The following is an 18,629-nucleotide window of genomic DNA, read 5'->3' as shown; positions in this document are numbered from 1 at the left end:
GATATGCCCAAGCATGACTTTCGGCGCTTGGGAGCAGCCACACACAGGCTACGATGGGTGATGCTGGCCCGACTCAACCACAATGCGATGCTGCGCTACTCCGGGTTGTTCACCTGGGGCACCGTCGGCCTTTGGCTTGCGATCTACCTGATCGACCCGGTGTCGCTGACGCTGGAGAGCCTGGACGGCGAGGCCGGCTTCCGGATCATTCCCTGGGCCTCGGCCTACCTGGCCTTCGGCTTCGTGTACTGGGTGCTGACCCGCTCGCTGGGCGAAAGCCGGCCCGGCTTCTTCGACCATGCCGCGCTGATCCTGCTGACCGCCTGTGCGATCGGCGTGAGCTATTTCTCCGGCACCGCGCTGGGCAGCATCCTGCTGATGGTGGTGGCTGGCCTGCTGCCCTGGTTGCTGGGCCCGCGCATCGGTGTGGTGTGGCTGGTGGCCAGCAACCTGGCCGTGCTGCCGGTCTACATCCAGCCACTGGGCTTCCCGCCGGTCATCGCCGTGCTGCAGGCCGTCGGCTACATGGGCTTCTCCAGCTTCGTGTTCGTGATCGCGCTGGTGGCCCGCCGCCAGGCCGAGGCGCGCGAGGAGCAGCGTCGCCTGAATGCCGAGCTGCGCGCCACCCGTGCGCTGCTGGCCGAAAGCGCGCGGGTGAACGAGCGCACCCGCATTTCGCGCGAACTGCATGACCTGCTGGGTCATCAGCTGACCGCGCTGACCCTGAACCTGGAAGTGGCCGGCCATCTGGCCGAGGGCCAGGCGCTGGAGCACGTGAAGCGCTCACATGCCCTGGCCAAGCTGCTGCTGGGCAACGTGCGCGAGGTGGTCAGCCAGCTGCGCGAGACCGGCGCCATCGACCTGGCCGCTGCCCTGCGTCCGCTGACCGAGCACGTGCCTTCGCTGGACATCCAGCTGGAGATCGAGGAGCCGCTGAACGTGGAAGACCCGCAGCGGGCCCACGTGCTGCTGCGCTGCACCCAGGAGATCATCACCAACACGGTGCGCCATGCCGGCGCCCGCCACCTGTGGCTGCGGGTGTACCGTGAGGTCACGGACCAGGTCGTAGTGGAAGCCCGCGACGACGGTGTCGGGGCGGAAACGGTCAATGTGGGCAATGGTTTGCGCGGCATGCGCGAACGCCTGCAACAATGTGGAGGCCAGCTGCAGGTGGAGACCCGCCCCGGCGAAGGCTTCCGGCTGCGGGCGACGGTACCGGCAACGGTGCTGGCGGCCCTTACCCAGGTTCCTGAAGGAGTGCGTTGATGATTCGCGTCTGCCTGGTCGACGACCAAACCCTGGTGCGGCAGGGGATCCGCTCGCTGCTGGCGCTCGACGACGGCATCGAAGTGGTGGCCGAGGCCGCCGATGGCCGCCAGGCGGTCGAGCTGATCCCGCAGATCCGTCCGGACGTGGTCCTGATGGACATGCGCATGCCGGTGATGTCCGGGCTGGAGGCGCTGCAGGTGCTGTCTCGGCAGGAACAGCTGCCGCCGACCATCATCCTGACCACCTTCGACGATGACCAGCTGGTGCTGGCCGGGCTGAAGGCCGGTGCCAAGGGCTACCTGCTCAAGGATGTGACCCTGGCGCAGCTGGTCGGCGCGATCCGGACGGTGGCCGATGGCGGTTCGCTGGTGCAGCCGGCGGTGACCCAGCGCCTGCTGTCCGGGCTGGAGCACATGCGCAACGACTTCGTCAGTCTGGACCGCCCCGACCCGCTGACCGACCGCGAGACCGAGATCCTGCGGCTGATGGCCAGCGGTTTCTCCAACAAGGAGATCGCCAATTCGCTGGGGGTCGCCGAAGGCACGATCAAGAACCATGTGTCCAACATCCTCTCCAAACTGGGCGTACGTGACCGTACGCGTGCGGTCCTGAAAGCGTTTGAACTCCAGTTGGTGTGAGGAAAATCCTTTAACGACAAAGACTTGGCATGCAGTCCGGGCCCGGATTCAGGGTTGCCCCCTGTTTGCCCCCTACTTGCCGGGTACGCGGATGCGTTACCCTTCGAATTCTTTGTCCATACAAATGCGCAGCCGGCACGGAAACCGGTGCGCCAATCCCGATAACCAATGCCCGCGAAGCCTGCTAGGATTGGCGCTTCGCTTCAATCAACCCGGCCGTGGGATCGGCCCCGGAGACTCTCTGAATGACCCGTATTATCGAGTTCCTGATCGCCTTGGGGATCGTGGCTGGCCTGTTCGTCATCATTGGCGTCTGTCTGCCGGGCGAGCGTCACATCACCGAAAGCATCGAGACCAACCGCAAGATGACGATCGTGTACGACACGGTCAGCAGTCTGCGCCGCTTCAAGGACTGGAACCCGCTGGTACTGCGCGATCCCGCCGTTGAACTGAAGCTGTCCGGCCCGGTCTCCGGCGTCGGTGCCACTCTCGACTTCACCTCCAAAGACCTGGGCACCGGTTCCTGGAAGGTGACCGAAGCCGAAGAGAACAAGCGTGTTGTCATCGCCATCGACGACGCCACCAAGGGTCACGACAAGGTCAGCACCTTCACCCTGGAGCCGACCGGCAAGGGCGGTCGCAACGTCAAGATCACCCAGGACTACTCGGTGAAGTATGGCTTCGACCTGTTCGGCCGCTACGCAGGCCTGTATGTCAGCCGCCAGATCGGCGATGACATCAAGATGGGTCTGTCGCGCATGGCGAACATGCTGGCCACCGTGCCGAATGTCGACTACCGCACTTCCGAAGCTCCGCTGACCGATCTGGGTATCGTCGATGTCCCGGCCGAGGACCTGCTGGTCGTCACCGCCGGCAACGTCGATCGTGGCCAGGACTCCATCAGCAAGTCCATCAAGGACAACCAGGAGTGGATCAAGCGCGTGATCGAGGCCAATGGCCTGGAAGCCGCTGGCCCGCTGCGCGTCATCACCACCGACTTCGGTGCTGAGAAGTACGCCTTCGACATCGCCCAGCCGGTGAAGAAGAAGGGTGCTGAAGCGCCGGCCGCCGAGGCGATGACCGTCAAGATCGACGGTGGCGCTCCGGTCAAGTACGTCCGCGTTGCTCCGCACCGTTCGGCACATGCGGCCTACACCGGCCACATGGCAGGTCTGGACGTTGCCCGCAGCGCCCTGCGCGCCTGGGCCGTGACCTCGGGTAACGAAGTCATCGACCGTCCGTACGAAACCTGGAAGGACGGCGTGGACAAGTCGTTCACCCCGGAAGCAACGTACGACATCTACTGGGCCGTCAAGTAAGCCTCGGCTGACCCATGTAGTGTTGGACACGAAAACGCGCCGCTTCCTGCGGCGCGTTTTTTTTCATCCCGAGCCCGGTGTCGGGCATTGCGCAAGGAGCTGTCATGTTCAATTCCGAACGACGCGCGCGTAAACCGTCGTTGCTGGCCTGCCTGGGCGCGCTGCTGGCAGCCGCCTCGATCGGTCTGTCCGCCTATGCCGCGCATGGCGTGTCCGATCCGCTGGCGCAGCAGCACCTGAACATGGCGGCGTTGTACGCGTTCGCCCACGGTGCGGTACTGGCGGCCCTCGGCCCGCGCGCGCAGGGTGCGATCGCGCATCTGGCGTTGTACGTGTTGCTGCTGGGCGTGCTGCTGTTCTCCGGCAGCCTGCTGGGCGGTGCGCTGTGGCAGTGGCCGACGCGGCTGGCGCCGGTAGGCGGCACCACGCTGATGGCCGGATGGGTACTGCTGGCGATCAATGCACTGAGGCGGTGACCGCAGCGTCCAAGCATCGGTAGCGCCGGGCCATGCCCGGCTTCGAGCGCAGCGACCCGCGTTTGCTTTTGCTCTCTTGTTCCATTCCGTGGCGAACGCACCCGGGAACTGTCCGTGGCCGGGAGGGTGGGCGGCGCAGGGGCGTAAGCGCCATGGATGGCGCGCCCGAGCTTACATGGACGTACTTGCAGCGGCCCCTGCGCCGCCCACCCTCCCGGCCAACCCGGGATCGCAGTCAAGCAGCCGCCACGAGGGGCTCAGCCGTTGGCCGGCTTCCAGCACCAGTGCCACGGTTCGTAGACGATCCCATGCGGGTTGTCGCGCGGATAGCTCAGATGGAACCCGTGCGCTCCCGCATTGGCCTGCAGCCACGCAAACGCGGCCGTCGCCTCGAAGGTCTCTTCTGCCGGCGCGTCCCCCGGTGTGCCGATATCCAGCGCGTGACCACTGTGGTGTTCGCTGAAACCGGGGGCGGCATTGACCTGCAGGATCTGCGGCACACTCTGCCCGCGCGCCAGCTTCCGTTCGAAAATGCCGAGCTGATACGCATGGCTGCGGAAGCCGGAGATCGCGTCCAGCGCAATGCCGTCCCGTGCAGCCTGCAGGCGCATCCGTCGCCAGCCTTGCGCGGCACCGCGGCGCAGCCACAACGGGCGCGCAAAGCGATCACGTCCGGCGAAGTGCAGCAGGCAGGGCTCGGCCTCCAGCGCCAGGCCACTGTCCTGCGCATAGCGCTGCACATCCAGGCCCAATTGCTGCAAGCGCTGTTGCAGGCCGGCCAGCGGCAGCCACTGCTCTTCCAGTGCAGCGCCAAACGGCCGTGACCGCGCCCCATCCAGCAACGCCAGCGCTCCCTCCACGCCGGGTTCGCGTGGCAGGCGCGGCACCAGCGAGTGCACACCGTGCGCCAGTACCGCCGCCAGGTAGCGGCCATCCTGCTTGCGCCGCAGCACCCATTGCGCGCGCGCCAGCAGGCGCGCGTCGAGATTGCTGCGCGCGCGCAGCAGCGGCGGTGGCCACAATTCAACGGCCTCGGTATTGATCAACAGCGGAGTGGTGCGGTGCATCGATCCAGCTTACTGCCGTGGCGCCGCGGCGGCCACCTTGCGCAGCGCCTCCATCAGGGCCTGCGGGCGCTCCAGGCTGAGCAGCAGGGTGCTGCCGCCGCGCACCGGAATCACCAGCGTGCGTGCGCGGTCGGTGACCAGGGCAAAGCCCTTGCCGCCGCCCTGCAGGCGGAAGTGCCCCGAGTAGAAGCCGGGCATGCTGTAGCCGTTGGTCTTGAAGCGGATGCCGTAGCGACGATCACGGCCGAGGTCGACCACCTCGGCCTGGTCCAGCAGCAGGTCGGCCACCGGCGTGCGGCGGCGGTACAGCGTCGAACGCACATCCAGTACGTCGTCTGCCAGCTCCACCCGGCGGCGGAAAAACGCCCAGCCCAGGCCGACGCCCATCACCACGATCACTGCCAGGCTCCATGCCACGCTGCCACCCATCAGGAAGAACGGGGGCGACAGCGTGACCTCCATCCAGGGAGCGTCGGTGCGGCTGTCGTGCAGTTGCGACCAGATGCCGATGCCCAGTACCGCCAGCAGTGGCAGCAGTACCCACAGCACCCGCAGCGAGGAGCTTTCGGCGACGTCGAACGTGCGTGCATCACTGCCGCTCATCGTTGCGACTCCACCCAACGCGCGACGTCATCGATCAGCTGCCCATCGACATGGCCCGGCTGCGCGTATTCCTTCAATGAACTGGAGCCGCTGCCGGCGATGCCGATGTGGTTGAGGGCAGGGTAAGCCTTCCATTGCACGTCCGTGCGCTCGGCCAAGGCTTTTTTCCACAGCGCCCAATCCGTTTCCGGTACCTGGAAGTCACGGCCGCCGTGCAGCATCAGCAGTGGTTTTTTCAATGCCACCGCATCGCCACGAGCGTTCACTGCTTCGATGCTCTTCCAGAACGCCTGCGGCGCGCCCAGTGGCAGTTCGCTGGCGGGTACGGGCGTGTCGCTGCGGGCCGCGGCGATCTGCGCGGCCAGCTTGTCCAGGAACGCTTGTTCCGGCGCACTGATCGAGCCGTCCAGCGACAGCAGGTAGCGGTTCTGCTCGGGCAGCAGTTCAAGCAACGTGCGTGCCGGCGCCGCCCACAGGATCGCGCCGCGCGCCTGTGGCCAGCGGCTGGCGATGCGCGGGGCGAGCATGCCGCCCTGGCTGTGGCCGAGCACGAAGATCCGCTTGCCGTCGATGCGTGGGTCCGCCGCCAACGCGCTCAGCGCCGCAACGGCGTCGTCGGTGGTCTCGTCATCAACGTTGAAGCTGCCGCTCTGGAAGTCCTGGGGACGGGCATGGGTGCGCTTGTCGTAGCGCAGCACGGCGATGCCCTGTGCGACCAGGCCGCGGGCAATGTCCAGGAACGGACGGTTGCCACCGATGGTTTCGTCGCGATCCTGCGGGCCAGAACCATGCACCAGCACCACCGCCGGGAATGGTCCTTTGCCCTTGGGCAGGGACAGCGTGCCGGGCAGTGCGCCGCGCGCCTGCGGCACGCTGAAATCGGCTTCGCTGTAGTTCGCGTCGGCCGGCGGCGGCGGTGCCTTGGCGGCCGGGGCCGGGCGTATTAGCAGACCCGCTACTTTGTCCTGCTCGTTCACCGCTACCTGCGCGATCACCGCGCCAGCGGTGAACTGCAGCGGCACTTCCACCAGATGCAGGCCCTGCTGCTCGCTGCTGTGCGCCGGCCCGCGTTGCTTCAGTTCACCCAGCGAATGCCACAGGCCCTGCAGCTTGTCGGCAGGCACAGCCGCGGCCATCTGCGGGGTCAGCATGGCTTCGGCATCGGCGATCCGCCCGGCCTGCAGGTGATCGAGCAGGCGTGCTGCGACCTGCTGCGGTTCACCAGCGGCTGCACTGGCGGACAACAGGGCGAGGGAAACAGCAAGCAACGAACGGCGTGCGCTCATGGTCACAGCTCCTTCTTGAAAACCAGCAGGGCCGGACGCATCGGCGCCGGGATGATGATGTTGACCAGTTCCCAGCCCAGCTGGCCCTGGCGGCTGAGTTCGGCCTGGATGTCGTCGGCTTTCTGCAGGCCCATCATGGTGGTCTTGACCTCGACGGTCAGGTAGCTCCAGCGCTTGCTCATTCCTTGTCCTCCGGCGATGGCTTGGGTTTCGGCAGGCGTCCTGCCTTGCGCAGTGCGTCGCGCAGCACGTATTCGATCTGTGCGTTGAGGCTGCGCAGTTCATCGTCCGCCCAGCGCTGTGCGGCCGCCAGGACCTCGGCGTTGATGCGCAGCGGATAGGCTTTTTTCTCGCTCATGCAGACTCCTGGCGGGGCGGTGGGGCGCCCCGTTGCGAGGGTGGCTCAGTACAGCGAGCCGGTGTTGACGACCGGCTGCGTGCCGCGGTCCGAGCACAGCACGGTCAACAGGTTGCTGACCATGTGCGCCTTGCGCTCCTCATCCAGCTGCACTACGCCGTTCTTCTGCAGTTCGGCCAGCGCCATCTCGACCATGCCGACCGCACCGGCAACGATGCGCGTGCGTGCGGCGATGACCGCGTTTGCCTGCTGCCGCTGCAGCATCGCCTGGGCGATTTCAGCGGCGTAGGCGAGATGGCTGATGCGCGCATCGATCACCTGCACGCCGGCATCGGCCAGGCGCTCGGCCAGTTCGTTCTTCAGGTGCTGGGAGATCTCGCTGGCGTGGCTGCGCAGTGCCAGCTGGCCGTCCTCATGCTGGTCGTAGGGATAGCTGGTGGCCATCGCGCGCAGCGCCGATTCAGACTGGATGTGCACGAAGCTCTCGTAGTCGTCCACGTTGTAGACCGCTTCGGAGGCGTCGACCACCTGCCAGACGATCACCGCGGCGATCTCGATCGGGCTGCCGTCCAGCTCGTTGACCTTCAGCTTGCCGCTTTCGAAATTACGCACGCGCTGGCTCACGCGGCGCTTGCTGAAGAAGGGGTTGTTCCAGCGCAGGCCGTTGTCCTTGACGGTGCCTACGTACTTGCCGAACAGGCTGACCACCGCCGCTTGGTTGGGCTGCACGGTGTACAGGCCGGCCAGTGCGACCAGGGCCAGCGCGGCGATCAGCAGGCCGGCCAGGATCAGCAGCACGTTGGGCGAGCCGGTGCTGGCCTTCGCCGCAACCCCGGCCACGAACAGGGCGCCGCCGGCGAGGGCCACGACCAGGGACCCGGCGAGCGTGCCGAGGCCGTTGAGGGAGGACAGCGACTTCTCTTTCATGGCGGTACGTCCTTGAGGGTTCGATATGAAGATATCAAAGTGATATCACATTCTAGCTACCGTTCGTCGGGTGGGTGTCCTCAGGCGCTGCGGCTGGACCGGATAGAATGCCCACCCGCCTTCACATTGCTGCTGGAACCCCGCCATGGCCAAGCTTGGAACCCCGCTGTCCCCCTCCGCCACCCGCGTGCTGCTGCTGGGCTCGGGCGAACTTGGCAAGGAGGTGGCCATCGAGCTGCAGCGGCTGGGCGTGGAAGTGATTGCCGCCGACCGCTACGCCGATGCCCCGGCCATGCAGGTGGCACACCGCTCGCACGTGATCGACATGCTGGATGCGATGGCCCTGCGCCAGTTGATCGCGCAGGAGCAGCCGCACCTGGTGGTGCCTGAGATCGAGGCGATCCATACCGAGACCCTGGTGCAGCTGGAACAGGAGCAGGGCCTGCGGGTGATTCCGACTGCGCGCGCGGCGCGCCTGACCATGGACCGTGAGGGCATCCGCCGCCTGGCTGCCGAGACCCTGGGCGTGCCGACCTCGCCGTACCGCTTCGTCGATACCGAGGCCGAGTACCGCGACGCCGTGGCGGCGATCGGCCTGCCGTGCGTGGTCAAGCCGGTGATGTCGTCCTCGGGCAAGGGCCAGAGCACGCTGCGCAGCGAGGCGGACATCGCCCCGGCCTGGGAGTACGCGCAGACCGGCGGCCGTGCCGGTGCCGGGCGCTGCATCGTCGAGGGTTTCATCGACTTCGACTACGAGATCACCCTGCTGACGGTGCGCCACGCCGGTGGCACCTCGTTCTGCGCGCCGATCGGGCACCTGCAGAAGGATGGCGACTATCGCGAAAGCTGGCAGCCGCAGCCGATGTCGGACAAGGCGCTGGCGCGTGCCGAGGAGATCTCGCGCGCGATCACCGATGACCTCGGTGGCTGGGGCCTGTTCGGTGTCGAGCTGTTCGTGAAGGGCGACGAGGTCTGGTTCAGCGAAGTATCGCCGCGTCCGCATGACACTGGTCTGGTGACGCTGGTATCGCAGGAACTCAGCGAGTTCGCGCTGCATGCCCGGGCCATCCTCGGCCTGCCGATCCCGGTGATCCGCCAGAGCGGTGCATCGGCCTCGTGCGCGCTGCTGGCGCATGGCGAGGGCGTGCCGTACTTCAACAACGTGGCCGCCGCACTGCAGGTGCCGGATACCGCCGTGCGCCTGTTTGGCAAGCCCAGCGTGCATGGCCATCGCCGTGTCGGCGTGACCCTGGCGCGTGCGGAAACCATCGACGAGGCGCGTGCCATCGCGCGTGATGCTGCAGAAGCCATCGGCGTCGAACTGCGCCCGTAAACCGGTAGCGCCGGGCCATGGCCGGCGGCCACATCCCCGTGGGTACCGACCGTTGGTCGGTATAGATTTTCGGTGGGTACCGACCGTTGGTCGGTACCCCATCAACACCTGTTACGGCTTCACGTCCACCCACACCAGGTGGTGGTCGCTGCCGTCGGCGATCTTCGCTTCGGCACTTTCATTGGCCGGCCAGAACACGCCGCTGCCGATGTACTCGAAACCGGTCGAGGGCAGCACGTAGTCCAGGCGCATGGTGCCGGACTTCGGCCCGAAGTCGCCGGTGGCATGGAACGGTGCGCCCTTGCGTTCGATGCCCTTCGCCGCATAGGCCAGGCTGGTCTGCTCGGCGCCGACGCTGCGCGGGGTGGGATAGCGCAGGACGCGGGCGTTCTCGATCAGTTCGACGATCGCCTCGTGGCGGCCATCGCCATCGACCGGATCGTTGTTGAGGTCGCCAAGGATGACAAAGCGTGCATCCTGGGCCAGGCCGCCGCACCGGCCCTTGTCGTCGCACAACCACGGCTTGTCACCCTTGGACAAGTATTCCTGCCACAGGCGCAGTTCGTCGTGGTTGCGCGCGGCGTTGCGCTTTTCCGGGCCGTCGAACACCGGCGGGGTCGGGTGCGAGACCAGCGCGTGCACCACGCCGGCCGGGGTCTTCACCGGCACGTCCCAATGCGACTTCGACGACAGCCGCAGCTGCGACCAGACGCTGTCGTTGTAGAAGCTCTTGCCGGTACGCGGATCGATCGGGCGGATCGCGCCGGGCATCGCACTCCACTTCAGCAGCTGGAAGCTGCGCACCTTGGCTTCGTCGATCGGGTAACGCGACAGCACCAGCATGCCGTACTGGCCCGGGTGCAGGCCGTAGCCCCAGGCGTCGTTGCCGCGACCGCGCCCTTCACCACCGACCACGCCGTTGTTGTCCAGGTCCAGGCCGCTGGGCACGCCGGTGTTGACCGGTGCCAGGTAGCGGTAGGCGAAGTGCAACGGCTTGCCGCCACCGGGCTGGGCCACTTCCAGGTAGCGCTTCTGGAACAGGTCGGCAGCGCGATGGGCGTCGTCGAAGTCGAATTCGTTCAACAGCACCAGGTCAGGGCGCGCCTGCTGCAGTACCGCGGCGATCTTGCGCGCGTGTTCGCTGTCGCCTTCCAGCTCGGCGATCAGGCCGCCGGCCTCGTCCGAATACAGCGAGGTGTTGTAGGTGGCCAGGCGCAGCGCTGCAGACGGTTTTTCGGTCATCGCGGGGGACGTGGCAAAGGCGGGAGCGGTGGCGCCACAGAGCAGGGCCAGGCCGAGGATCAGGGGTTTGGCGTTCATGGGCCGTATTGTGCACCCGGCCCGGTGTCAGTGGTTTGTCAGCGTCCGTCCAGATCGTCGTCGAAATCATGCCAGCGGCGGCCATCGTAGGCCTCCAGCGGGCGATAGCGCCGCTTGTAGTCCATCTTCTGGTGCTCACGGATCCAGTAGCCCAGGTACAGATGTGGCAGGCCCTCGCGGCGCGCCCACTCCAGTTGCTGCAGGATCGCGAAGGTACCCAGCCCGCGCGCGGCATGGGCGGGGTCGAAGAAGGTATAGACCGCCGACAGCCCGTGCTCGGTCACATCGGTCACCGCCACACCCAGCAGCTGGCTGGGCTGGCCGTCGTGGCCGGGCAGGCGCATTTCCATGAAGCGCGTGTGCGACCAGCTGCCGATCAGGAATTGCTCGAACTCGTGCGGGCCGTGGTCGTCCATGCCGCCCTTGGCATGACGATGCACCAGGTAGCGGTGGTACAGCTCGAACAGATCCTCACGCGGCATGGCCGCGGTGATGCGCACTTCCAGATCGGCATTGCGGGCGGCGCAGCGGCGCTGGCTGCGGTCCGGGGCGAAGCGCGCCACCGGGATGCGCACGGCGACGCAAGCGTGGCAGTTCGCACAGTGCGGGCGATAGACCAGATCACCGCTGCGGCGGAAGCCCCAGCTCAGGGCCAGCGGATATAGCTCGCCGAGGCGACGGTCCTGCGGGTCCAGCACCAGATCGCGCGCGACCCGGTCCGGCCAGTACCCGCAGGGGTGCTCGCCGGTCTGGAACAGTCGCAGTTCGTCGTCTCTGTCGCCGTGTCTCGCCATGGGCACAGCATAGCTCCAGCCTGTCGCAATGGCGGCGACTGTCCCCCGGATGAATGGAACCGGCGGCTGCGTCAACCGAGGTCGTGGTCAGGCGTTGTTGTCCTCCGAGGGTGAGGTGTTCACCCCGATGCCAATCCCATTCCCAGGAGTGACCCCATGATCCGTACCCCCCTGCTGCTGGCCCTGCTGCTCGGCACTTCCGCGACCGGTATCGCCTTGGCCGCCGACACCCCGGCTGCACCGGCACAACGCCCGGCCAAACTGGATACCAATGGCGATGGCTTCGTCGACCGCAGCGAAGCGGCGGCCCACCCGCGCCTGGCTGCGAAGTTCGATGAGCTGGACAAGAACAAGGACGGCAAGCTCTCGCGTGATGAGCTGCCGCGCTGGAAGCATGGCCGCCACGGTGGTCGCGGCGGCGAGCGCTGGGCCAAGCTGGACGCGAACAAGGATGGCCGCATCAGCCGTGAGGAAGCCAAGGCCGATCCGCGCCTGGCCGAGCGCTTCGACCAGCTCGACCTCAACAAGGATGGCTACCTGGACAAGGCCGACCGCGAGCTGCGCATGAAGCAGCATCGTGACGCCTGGTTCGCCGCGGCTGACACCAACAAGGACGGCCAGCTGAGCAAGGCCGAGTTCGACGCCGCCAAGGGTCCGATGCACGGTGGCCGGCGCCACGGCGGCCCGCGTGACGGCGCCGCGCCGAAGCCGCAGCGCTGATTTTCAATGCAGTGATCGACGACAACGCCGGCGTGATGCCGGCGTTGTCCGTTACAGGCGGCCGCTGAGCGTCATCGTATAGGCCAGGGCGCCGATGACCATCAGGTTCACCGCCATCATGCCGGTCAGGCCGTACATGGATTCGTACTTCCAGTTGATCCCGTGACGCCCACGCCGGGCTGCATCACGCGCGAGCAGCGGGGCCATGATGCGCCGCAGTGTCACCAGGCACTGGTAGTTGACCACCACAAGGCCCAGTGCCAGCACCAACAGCTGCGTCCACATAGGTGCCTGCAGCAGCACGGTGAACAGGATGGCCAGGCACCAGCCCAGACTGGTGCCGGTGCTGACATTGACGAAGCGGCGGACCTGGACCTGCTCGGCGCCGGTCTCGGCGTACGACAGCAGGAAACGGCCGCCGAGATAGCTGCCGAGCGCGCCACCGACGACGCCACCGATGATTGCGGCCCAGCTTGACGCGGGCAGCATCTGCAGCTGGCTCAGCGTAGCAGTCAGCGAGCCGAGCGCGGTACCGCCGGCAGCGCTGGCGCCACCGAGGCCGAGCTTGCTGCCACCCACGCCGACGCCGGTTCCCAGCAGGATCGCCGCGCTGGCAGTGCCGGGCGCGGCGATCATCACCATCGACACCACCGCCGTTGCGAACGCAGCACTCGGTGCGCTGCTGCGTGCGAATTCGCCGAAGCGCTGCAGCAGGCCCTCGCGCACCTGCGCACGGGCACGCGACAGGCGCTTGCGTACTGCCGCGTCGCTCAGGCCGAGCAGGTCAGCGACCTGCTGCGAATGCTGGCCCTCGCGGTAATACAGCAGCAGTACTTCGCGGCTGTCGGCGGGCAGGGCGGAGATGATGTTCTCGGCGGCGATTTCCTCTTCCAGCCGCTGCAGGCGATCCGCCGCACCCGGGGTCGGATCCGCAGCCATGGTCAAAGCCACTTCGGCAGCTTCGCCACTCAGCGGTCGGCCACGTTGCGCGCGCAGCCAGTCACGGGCGAGGTTGCGGGTGATCTGCCGCAACCAAGGCAGGAAGCTGCTCGCGCTGCGCAGCTGGTGCAGCTGCTGCCAGCCCTTCACGAACGCTTCCTGGGCGATGTCCTCGCTGGCCTGGCGGTCGCCGGTGATGGCCAGGGCGATAGCGGTGACCGTGTTCTGGCAGGCCAGCACGATGCGCCCATAGGCCTGCTGGCAGCCGCCGCTGGCGGCCGGCAGTTCGCGGTGCAGTGTGTCGTCGATGCTTGCGGCGAAGGTCGTCATGGCGGCGGGCTCCTGCAGGGATTGTGTCCCATGACGGAGCTGCGTGCGGAATGTGACCTGCCCTTTTCCGGTAGCGCCGGGCCGTGCCCGGCGGCTGTCCTGTCAGGCATTTCGGCCGCTGATGCAGGCCGCTGCGCTCGCCGGGCATGGCCCGGCGCTACCGGCGGTTGCCGGCCAGCGGCCGGCACTACTTCGCCGGCTGGATGCGGACCCGCACTTCCTCTTCTTCCGGCGGTGCCGGCGCGACTGGTTTGGCCGGCTGCGGTTGGGCCTGCTGGGCGGGTGCCGGGGTTGCAGGGGCACCGCGATGGCGCAGGCCGATCACTAGTGCCACGCCGGCGATCACCACCAGCAGGGCGATGCGGATGCGCCAGGCCCAGCCACGACCACCGGTGCTTTCCTGCACATCATCGCGGAAGGCGAACTCGGCGGTCGGGTGGTCACGGCGGGTGGTGTCGAGCAGGCGGGCGTCGCGCAGGATTTCGCGCGCGCGCGGCTGGTCGTCGGCACGCACGACCCAGACCGCCGGGTAGGCGCCGGCATTGCCCAGGTCGGTATAGCTGAACTGGCCGCGGCGACGGGTCTTGTACGAGCGCCCGTTGGTGACCTTTACCTGGATGTCGTGGCTGCGCAGGAGCTCGGCCACGCCTTCCACGGTTTCCACGCGCTGGCTGCTGAAAATCTGACGCATCGGATCAATCCTTGGCCGGCACGGCGGCCGCTGCTGCCTGGTCCGGAACCACGCGGATCAAGCCTTCCTGGGCGGTGCTGGCAACCAGCACGCCATCACGGGTGAAGAACTGGCCGCGGGCCAGGCCGCGCGAATCCTGCGCGCTGGGGCTGTCCAGCGAGTACAGCAGCCAATCGTCGGCGCGGAACGGACGATGGAACCAGATCGCGTGGTCCAGCGAGGCCATCTGCACGTGCGGATGGTAGTAGCTGATGCCGTGCGGGAAGGTCGCCGTGCCCAGCAGGTGGAAGTCCGACGCGTAGGCCAGCAGCGCCTGGTGCAGCTCGGGAGCATCGCCTACACGCTCGCTCAGGCGCAGCCAGACCTGGTGGTAGGGCGGGCGCTTGGGCGGGTTCAGTTCATCGCGCGGATACACATGGCGGAACTCGAACGGACCACCGCGCGACAGCCAGCGCTGCACCTTGATCGGCAGGCGCTCAAGCACCTCCGCCGGCAGCGGCCTGTTCGGTTCGATATCTTCTGGCTGCGGCACTTCGGGCATCTTGTGCTGGTGCTCGGCACCGGATTCGGCCTGCTGGAACGAGGCCGCGCAGAAGAAGATCACCTTGCCATGCTGGATAGCGGTCACCCGGCGCACCGAGAAACTGCCACCGTCGCGGGTACGGTCGACGTCGTAGACGATCGGATGGTCGATGTTGCCGGCGCGCAGGAAATAGGCATGCAGCGAGTGCACATGGCGACCGTTGTCAACCGTGGCCTGGGCGGCCGCCAGGGCCTGGCCCAGCACCTGTCCGCCGAACACGTACTTGGTGCCGATGTCGCGGCTCTGGCCGCGGAACAGGTTGTCCTCCAGCCGCTCCAGGGTGAGCAGATCGATCAGCTCGGAGACGACGGGTTCGGGCGTGTCGTTCAAGGGGGCGGCCACAGCGATGAAAGAGGGCCCGATTATACCGGTGCGCACGGCCCCCTCATTCCCGTTTGCCACATGGCCCCACCCTTCAGCCGAGCGTCTCTCGGCTCGACAAGACACCTGCGGCCAACTGTCGAAGGCCGGGCGGGGCCGGTTGCGGGGGCGTGAGCGCCATGGATGGCGCGACCGAGCTTACATGGACGTACTTGCAGCGCCCCCCGCAATCGGCCCCGCCCGGCCTCTCTACGGAAAGCGGCATTTGACGTGGACGTTGCCTCTGCGGGTGCCGGGCGGCAGCCCGGCCGCCTTACTTCCCTAGTCGGGCGACCAGTGCCTGCAGCGCGTTCTGCGCATCCGGGGCGAACCAGGCCTCGACGAAGCGGTCGAGCTGGATCAGGTCCGGGTGCAGGGCATCGTGCAGTTCGGCGCGGGCGATGGCACGGGTCAGCAGCATCGGCTGCCGCGGCTGCTTCAGCAGGTCCTGCAGCCAGGCCACCGCGCGGGCCACCACCAGCTCGCCATCAACCAGTTCATCGACCAGGCCGATCTGCAGGGCCTGTTCGGCGGGTACCAGCGCGCCGGTGGCCAGCAGGACGCTGGAGCGGTGCGCGCCCACCGCACGGCGAAGCAGGCGCTGGATGCCCTCCGGTGCGATCAGGCCGACCTGCACTTCGTTCAGGCCGATGGCGTACGGGCGCGCCGGATCGGCACTGCGTGCCATCACCCGGTAGTCGCAGCACAGGGCCAGCACGCAGCCGCCAGCCGGTGCATGGCCGGTGATCGCCGCAACCACCGGGATGCGGCTCTCGGCAAGCGTGCGTACCGCGCCGAAGAACGCGTTCCAGGTGTCCAGCAGCTTGTGCTTGTCATCGCCATGCGAGAGCAGGTGCGGCACGTCCATGCCGCCGGTGAAGATGCGCTCGCTGCCGGACAGCACGATGCCGTGCGCGTCCTCGGCCATCGCCAGTTCGATGGTATGGATCAACTGCCGGCACAGCTCGGTGTCCAGGGCATTGACCGGCGGCCGCGCCAGCCGCAGTTCGCGGATGGGGCCATGGTTGATCACCTCGATGAGCGTCGTCATGCTGCGGGTCTCGTTGCGAAGAAGGAACCTGGGCGATGATAACCAAACCATGCGTTGGCGTACTGTTCGTGCTGTGTGCGCTTGCAGCATCGGCGTCGGCGGCCGAGACCAAGTGCGTCACCGTCGAGCAGGGCTGGGTACGGTTGTTGCCCAACCCGAAGATGGCAATGACTGCCGGTTATGCGGTGATCCGCAACGGCTGCGCCACGGCGGTGGCGATCACCGGTGCACGCAGTGCGAGCTTCGGCGATGTGTCGCTGCATGAAACCACGGTCGTCGATGGGGTCAGCCGCATGCGTGAGGTCCGGCGCCTGCCATTGGCACCCGGCGCCAGAGCTGTACTCAAGCCTGGTGGCCTGCACCTGATGCTGATGGACGGCTACCGCACCCTGGAGGAGGGGCAGCCGGTGTGGCTGCAGCTGCAGCTGGAGGATGGCACCGAAGTCAGCACGGCGTTGATAGCGCGCAGGGCGGCGCCGTAACGCGAGGGTAGTGCCGGCCGCTGGCCGGCTGCACGGGCAATGCCGGCCAGCGGCCGGCACTACCGAGTTGTTTTACGACCAGTCGTACGAGAACAGCACCGTGCGGCTTTCCGGCTCGTACAGCATCACGATCGCATCGGCACCAGTGGCGCACCAGTTGTAGCCGGCCACTTCGGCCACGGCGAAGAATTTCCTGCCATCGCGGGTGATGATCGCGCACTCGGCATCGTCCGGCGCATGGCGGTCGTCGGCCGCCTCGGTGAACTCCAGCGCGAAGGCGGCGGGAATCTCCGCGGTTTCAATCCAGTTGCCGGTCGAGATCTGCCCGCCCAGCACATCAAGGTAGGCCTGTTCGCCAGGCTCGCCATCGCCATAGCGCGAATAGCTGGCCAGGCGTCCATGCTGCTGGAAGTACGCGTGTGCCTTGCTGTAGCTCTCACGCATCTCCGTGACGTGCTCCAGCGCGTCTTTGTCCTGCACCTGGTCGCCGATGAAGTAACCTTCATTCCCGAGGAAACGCATGCGGTTGTCCGCTGTCAGCTCGAAGGCGATCCAGTTGGTGCCGGTGAAATCGTTGTGGTGCCCTTCGGTTTCATCGCCGATGCAGCCGTCGTACGGCTCGATCGGGCACAGCATGGCTGCCACCTGGCCGGCCAGTTCCGGGCGCAGCACGCCGAGGTCGATCTTCAGCAGCGGCAGCAGGTGCTGGCGAAGCCAGGCCTGGTCATCGGGGAACACGTCGGCCGGGAAGGGGACCATGCCGGGCAGCAGGTCGCGCAGTTCAGTCTGGTGGATCATGTCAGTCCTTTGAATAGTGTCGGTAGTGCCGGCCGCTGGCCGGCAACCGCTGCAGCAGAGGCGGAGAGCAAAGGATACGGGACGCACGCCACGCACGCGCGCACTACCGTCCCGGCTGAGGCGCAGTGCCTGGGGCGCGATTCAGATGAGTCCTTCGAACGCCATCGCCTCTTTCGCGGCAGGTCGCTCGCCAATCCGCAGCAGCAGTGCCTGCAGGTGTGGCCATGGCGCGGTATCGATGTTCAGGTGCGCCGTCCAGCCGACAACCACGAACAGATAGAGATCGGCGATGGAAATGGACCCGCCCAGCAGGTAGCGGCGGTTGTCGGACAGCGTCGCTTCGACGTAGTCGAGCTTGGCATGCAGGCGGGCCTGGGCTTTCTCCCGCGCCTCGGGCGATTCCGGGTGGAACAAAGGGCCGAACGTCGGATGCAGTTCCGCAGCAACGTAGATCAGCCATTCGTGAAGTCGCGCCGCACCGATCGCACTTGTCGGTACCGAGAATTCCACGCCGGCGACATCGGCGAGATAGAGCAGGATCGCGGCGCCTTCGGTGAGGACCTCGCCGTTGTCCAGCCGAAGTGCGGCGACATAGCCCTTGGCATTGATCTGCAGGAAGTCTTCGCCCTGCTCTGTGCGCTTGGTCGAGTGGTCGACGCGATCGAGCTCGAACCGGATTCCCAGTTCGCGCAGCAGGATGTGGGCGGCAAGCGAGCAGGTGCCAGGCGTGTAGTAGAGCTTCATCGTGGTTTCATCGTGGGGGAGTGCCCGGAAGTATGCTGCGGGGAAACGGTGGTCGGAGCGCTTTGCTGCGACATGACGCGAGAATCGGGTTTCCATCTGGATACCCGTCGAAGGAGCGGAAGAACGTGGGGCTCAAGGTGCGGAAGAACCGGGCAGTAGATCCGGACAGCGTGTGTCCGTTGAGCAAGTGCATGGCGTTGCTTGCCGGCACGTGGACGGCGGAGATCATCTGGTCATTGAGTGCGGGGCCACGGCGTTTCGGCGAGCTGCGTGTGGATCTGGCGCCGGTGACGGCCAAGACGCTGACAGCGCGCCTTCGGGACATGCAGCAGAAAGGTCTGGTCACACGTCATGAAAGGGATACCTCGCCCCCTCCCATTGAATACGAACTCACCCGCCTGGGCGCACGGTTGTTGCCTGCGATCCATGCAATCGCACGGGTTGGCAATGAACTGAAATTCGGCGCCGAGTCAGCGGGCTGAGCGATCTGTTTCCCGCAACGAAAAGGCCGCCCATGGGGCGGCCTTCGCGGGTGCAGTGA

At 66.7% G+C, this 18,629-nt stretch carries 22 protein-coding genes; 8 read left to right on the top strand and 14 right to left on the bottom strand.

Annotation, left to right across the window (positions count from 1 at the left end; genetic code table 11):
- Window positions 1–60: 60 nt before the first annotated feature.
- The 4 genes from QOL57_RS05025 to QOL57_RS05010 all read left to right on the top strand — a co-directional run bounded on the left by QOL57_RS05025 (window position 61) and on the right by QOL57_RS05010 (window position 3,702).
- Window positions 61–1,266 (top strand): sensor histidine kinase, encoded by a 1,206-nt coding sequence (locus QOL57_RS05025; protein WP_089239532.1) that lies wholly within the window; start codon window positions 61–63, stop codon window positions 1,264–1,266.
- Window positions 1,266–1,907, top strand: a complete 642-nt coding sequence (locus QOL57_RS05020; protein WP_025873873.1) for a response regulator transcription factor — start codon at window positions 1,266–1,268, stop codon at window positions 1,905–1,907. The genes QOL57_RS05025 and QOL57_RS05020 overlap by 1 nt, the downstream gene beginning before the upstream one ends.
- A gap of 245 nt (window positions 1,908–2,152) precedes the next feature.
- Window positions 2,153–3,226, top strand: a complete 1,074-nt coding sequence (locus QOL57_RS05015; protein WP_089239534.1) for an SRPBCC family protein — start codon at window positions 2,153–2,155, stop codon at window positions 3,224–3,226.
- A 104-nt stretch (window positions 3,227–3,330) separates the two neighbouring features.
- Window positions 3,331–3,702: a DUF423 domain-containing protein gene (locus QOL57_RS05010; protein WP_089239536.1), complete on the top strand. Its 372-nt coding sequence runs from the start codon at window positions 3,331–3,333 to the stop codon at window positions 3,700–3,702.
- A gap of 257 nt (window positions 3,703–3,959) precedes the next feature.
- On the opposite strand, the gene QOL57_RS05005 is transcribed toward QOL57_RS05010, so the two are convergent.
- From QOL57_RS05005 to QOL57_RS04980, 6 genes are read right to left on the bottom strand one after another with little or no spacing between them, the layout of a single operon-like run.
- Entirely contained in the window at window positions 3,960–4,769 is an 810-nt protein-coding gene (locus QOL57_RS05005) for a M15 family metallopeptidase (RefSeq protein ID WP_089239538.1), read from the bottom strand.
- Between the two features lie 9 nt (window positions 4,770–4,778).
- Complete coding sequence (locus tag QOL57_RS05000) at window positions 4,779–5,372, bottom strand: PH domain-containing protein (protein WP_089239540.1); 594 nt, start codon at window positions 5,370–5,372, stop codon at window positions 4,779–4,781.
- Window positions 5,369–6,658 carry an alpha/beta fold hydrolase gene (locus QOL57_RS04995; RefSeq protein WP_089239542.1) on the bottom strand — a complete coding sequence of 430 codons (1,290 nt, stop codon included), beginning with the start codon at window positions 6,656–6,658 and terminating at the stop codon, window positions 5,369–5,371. The genes QOL57_RS05000 and QOL57_RS04995 overlap by 4 nt, the downstream gene beginning before the upstream one ends.
- A gap of 2 nt (window positions 6,659–6,660) precedes the next feature.
- Entirely contained in the window at window positions 6,661–6,840 is a 180-nt protein-coding gene (locus QOL57_RS04990) for a DUF4177 domain-containing protein (RefSeq protein WP_089239544.1), read from the bottom strand.
- Window positions 6,837–7,016: a hypothetical protein gene (locus QOL57_RS04985; protein WP_005412615.1), complete on the bottom strand. Its 180-nt coding sequence runs from the start codon at window positions 7,014–7,016 to the stop codon at window positions 6,837–6,839. The genes QOL57_RS04990 and QOL57_RS04985 overlap by 4 nt, the downstream gene beginning before the upstream one ends.
- A gap of 45 nt (window positions 7,017–7,061) precedes the next feature.
- Window positions 7,062–7,943 carry an SPFH domain-containing protein gene (locus QOL57_RS04980; RefSeq protein WP_089239546.1) on the bottom strand — a complete coding sequence of 294 codons (882 nt, stop codon included), beginning with the start codon at window positions 7,941–7,943 and terminating at the stop codon, window positions 7,062–7,064.
- A 145-nt stretch (window positions 7,944–8,088) separates the two neighbouring features.
- Here QOL57_RS04980 and purT point away from each other — a divergent pair, with 145 nt between their 5' ends.
- Window positions 8,089–9,276 (top strand): formate-dependent phosphoribosylglycinamide formyltransferase, encoded by a 1,188-nt coding sequence (gene purT / locus QOL57_RS04975; protein ID WP_089239548.1) that lies wholly within the window; start codon window positions 8,089–8,091, stop codon window positions 9,274–9,276.
- 111 nt (window positions 9,277–9,387) lie between these two features.
- On the opposite strand, the gene QOL57_RS04970 is transcribed toward purT, so the two are convergent.
- The gene (locus QOL57_RS04970) at window positions 9,388–10,596 is read right to left on the bottom strand and encodes an endonuclease/exonuclease/phosphatase family protein (RefSeq protein ID WP_089239550.1); all 1,209 of its coding nucleotides are present in this window, start codon (window positions 10,594–10,596) and stop codon (window positions 9,388–9,390) included.
- Window positions 10,597–10,634: 38 nt separating this feature from the next.
- Window positions 10,635–11,390 carry an arginyltransferase gene (locus QOL57_RS04965; protein ID WP_089239552.1) on the bottom strand — a complete coding sequence of 252 codons (756 nt, stop codon included), beginning with the start codon at window positions 11,388–11,390 and terminating at the stop codon, window positions 10,635–10,637.
- A gap of 156 nt (window positions 11,391–11,546) precedes the next feature.
- Here QOL57_RS04965 and QOL57_RS04960 point away from each other — a divergent pair, with 156 nt between their 5' ends.
- Window positions 11,547–12,110 carry an EF-hand domain-containing protein gene (locus tag QOL57_RS04960; RefSeq protein ID WP_089239554.1) on the top strand — a complete coding sequence of 188 codons (564 nt, stop codon included), beginning with the start codon at window positions 11,547–11,549 and terminating at the stop codon, window positions 12,108–12,110.
- 51 nt (window positions 12,111–12,161) lie between these two features.
- On the opposite strand, the gene QOL57_RS04955 is transcribed toward QOL57_RS04960, so the two are convergent.
- From QOL57_RS04955 to QOL57_RS04940, 4 genes are all read right to left on the bottom strand, one after another.
- The gene (locus QOL57_RS04955) at window positions 12,162–13,379 is read right to left on the bottom strand and encodes an RNA polymerase sigma factor (protein ID WP_089239556.1); all 1,218 of its coding nucleotides are present in this window, start codon (window positions 13,377–13,379) and stop codon (window positions 12,162–12,164) included.
- Window positions 13,380–13,566: 187 nt separating this feature from the next.
- The gene (locus QOL57_RS04950) at window positions 13,567–14,070 is read right to left on the bottom strand and encodes a pathogenicity-like protein (protein WP_089239558.1); all 504 of its coding nucleotides are present in this window, start codon (window positions 14,068–14,070) and stop codon (window positions 13,567–13,569) included.
- A gap of 4 nt (window positions 14,071–14,074) precedes the next feature.
- A complete protein-coding gene (gene tesB / locus QOL57_RS04945) occupies window positions 14,075–14,983 on the bottom strand; it encodes an acyl-CoA thioesterase II (RefSeq protein ID WP_089239560.1) in 909 nt (302 codons plus the stop codon).
- 304 nt (window positions 14,984–15,287) lie between these two features.
- Window positions 15,288–16,064, bottom strand: coding sequence for an enoyl-CoA hydratase/isomerase family protein (locus QOL57_RS04940; RefSeq protein WP_089239562.1), 777 nt, complete (start codon window positions 16,062–16,064; stop codon window positions 15,288–15,290).
- Window positions 16,065–16,099: 35 nt separating this feature from the next.
- On the opposite strand from QOL57_RS04940, the gene QOL57_RS04935 reads away from it, so the two are divergent.
- On the top strand, window positions 16,100–16,546 hold the full coding sequence (locus QOL57_RS04935) for a copper chaperone PCu(A)C (protein WP_089239564.1): 447 nt from the start codon (window positions 16,100–16,102) through the stop codon (window positions 16,544–16,546).
- A gap of 72 nt (window positions 16,547–16,618) precedes the next feature.
- Here the strand turns inward: QOL57_RS04935 and QOL57_RS04930 are convergent, their stop codons facing one another.
- Together QOL57_RS04930 and gstA are read right to left on the bottom strand one after the other, a co-directional pair.
- Window positions 16,619–17,344, bottom strand: a complete 726-nt coding sequence (locus QOL57_RS04930) for an enolase (RefSeq protein WP_089239566.1) — start codon at window positions 17,342–17,344, stop codon at window positions 16,619–16,621.
- A 141-nt stretch (window positions 17,345–17,485) separates the two neighbouring features.
- Window positions 17,486–18,088, bottom strand: coding sequence for a glutathione transferase GstA (gstA, locus tag QOL57_RS04925; protein ID WP_089239568.1), 603 nt, complete (start codon window positions 18,086–18,088; stop codon window positions 17,486–17,488).
- A gap of 191 nt (window positions 18,089–18,279) precedes the next feature.
- Here gstA and QOL57_RS04920 point away from each other — a divergent pair, with 191 nt between their 5' ends.
- Window positions 18,280–18,570, top strand: coding sequence for a helix-turn-helix domain-containing protein (locus QOL57_RS04920; RefSeq protein WP_089241220.1), 291 nt, complete (start codon window positions 18,280–18,282; stop codon window positions 18,568–18,570).
- The last annotated feature ends 59 nt before the right edge of the window (window positions 18,571–18,629 follow it).

Source organism: Stenotrophomonas sp. yr243 (genome assembly GCF_900184195.1).
Classification (GTDB): Bacteria; Pseudomonadota; Gammaproteobacteria; order Xanthomonadales; family Xanthomonadaceae; genus Stenotrophomonas; species Stenotrophomonas lactitubi.
The sequence above is the reverse complement of the archived record's forward strand: the minus strand, read 5'-3'. Positions and strand labels throughout refer to the sequence as shown.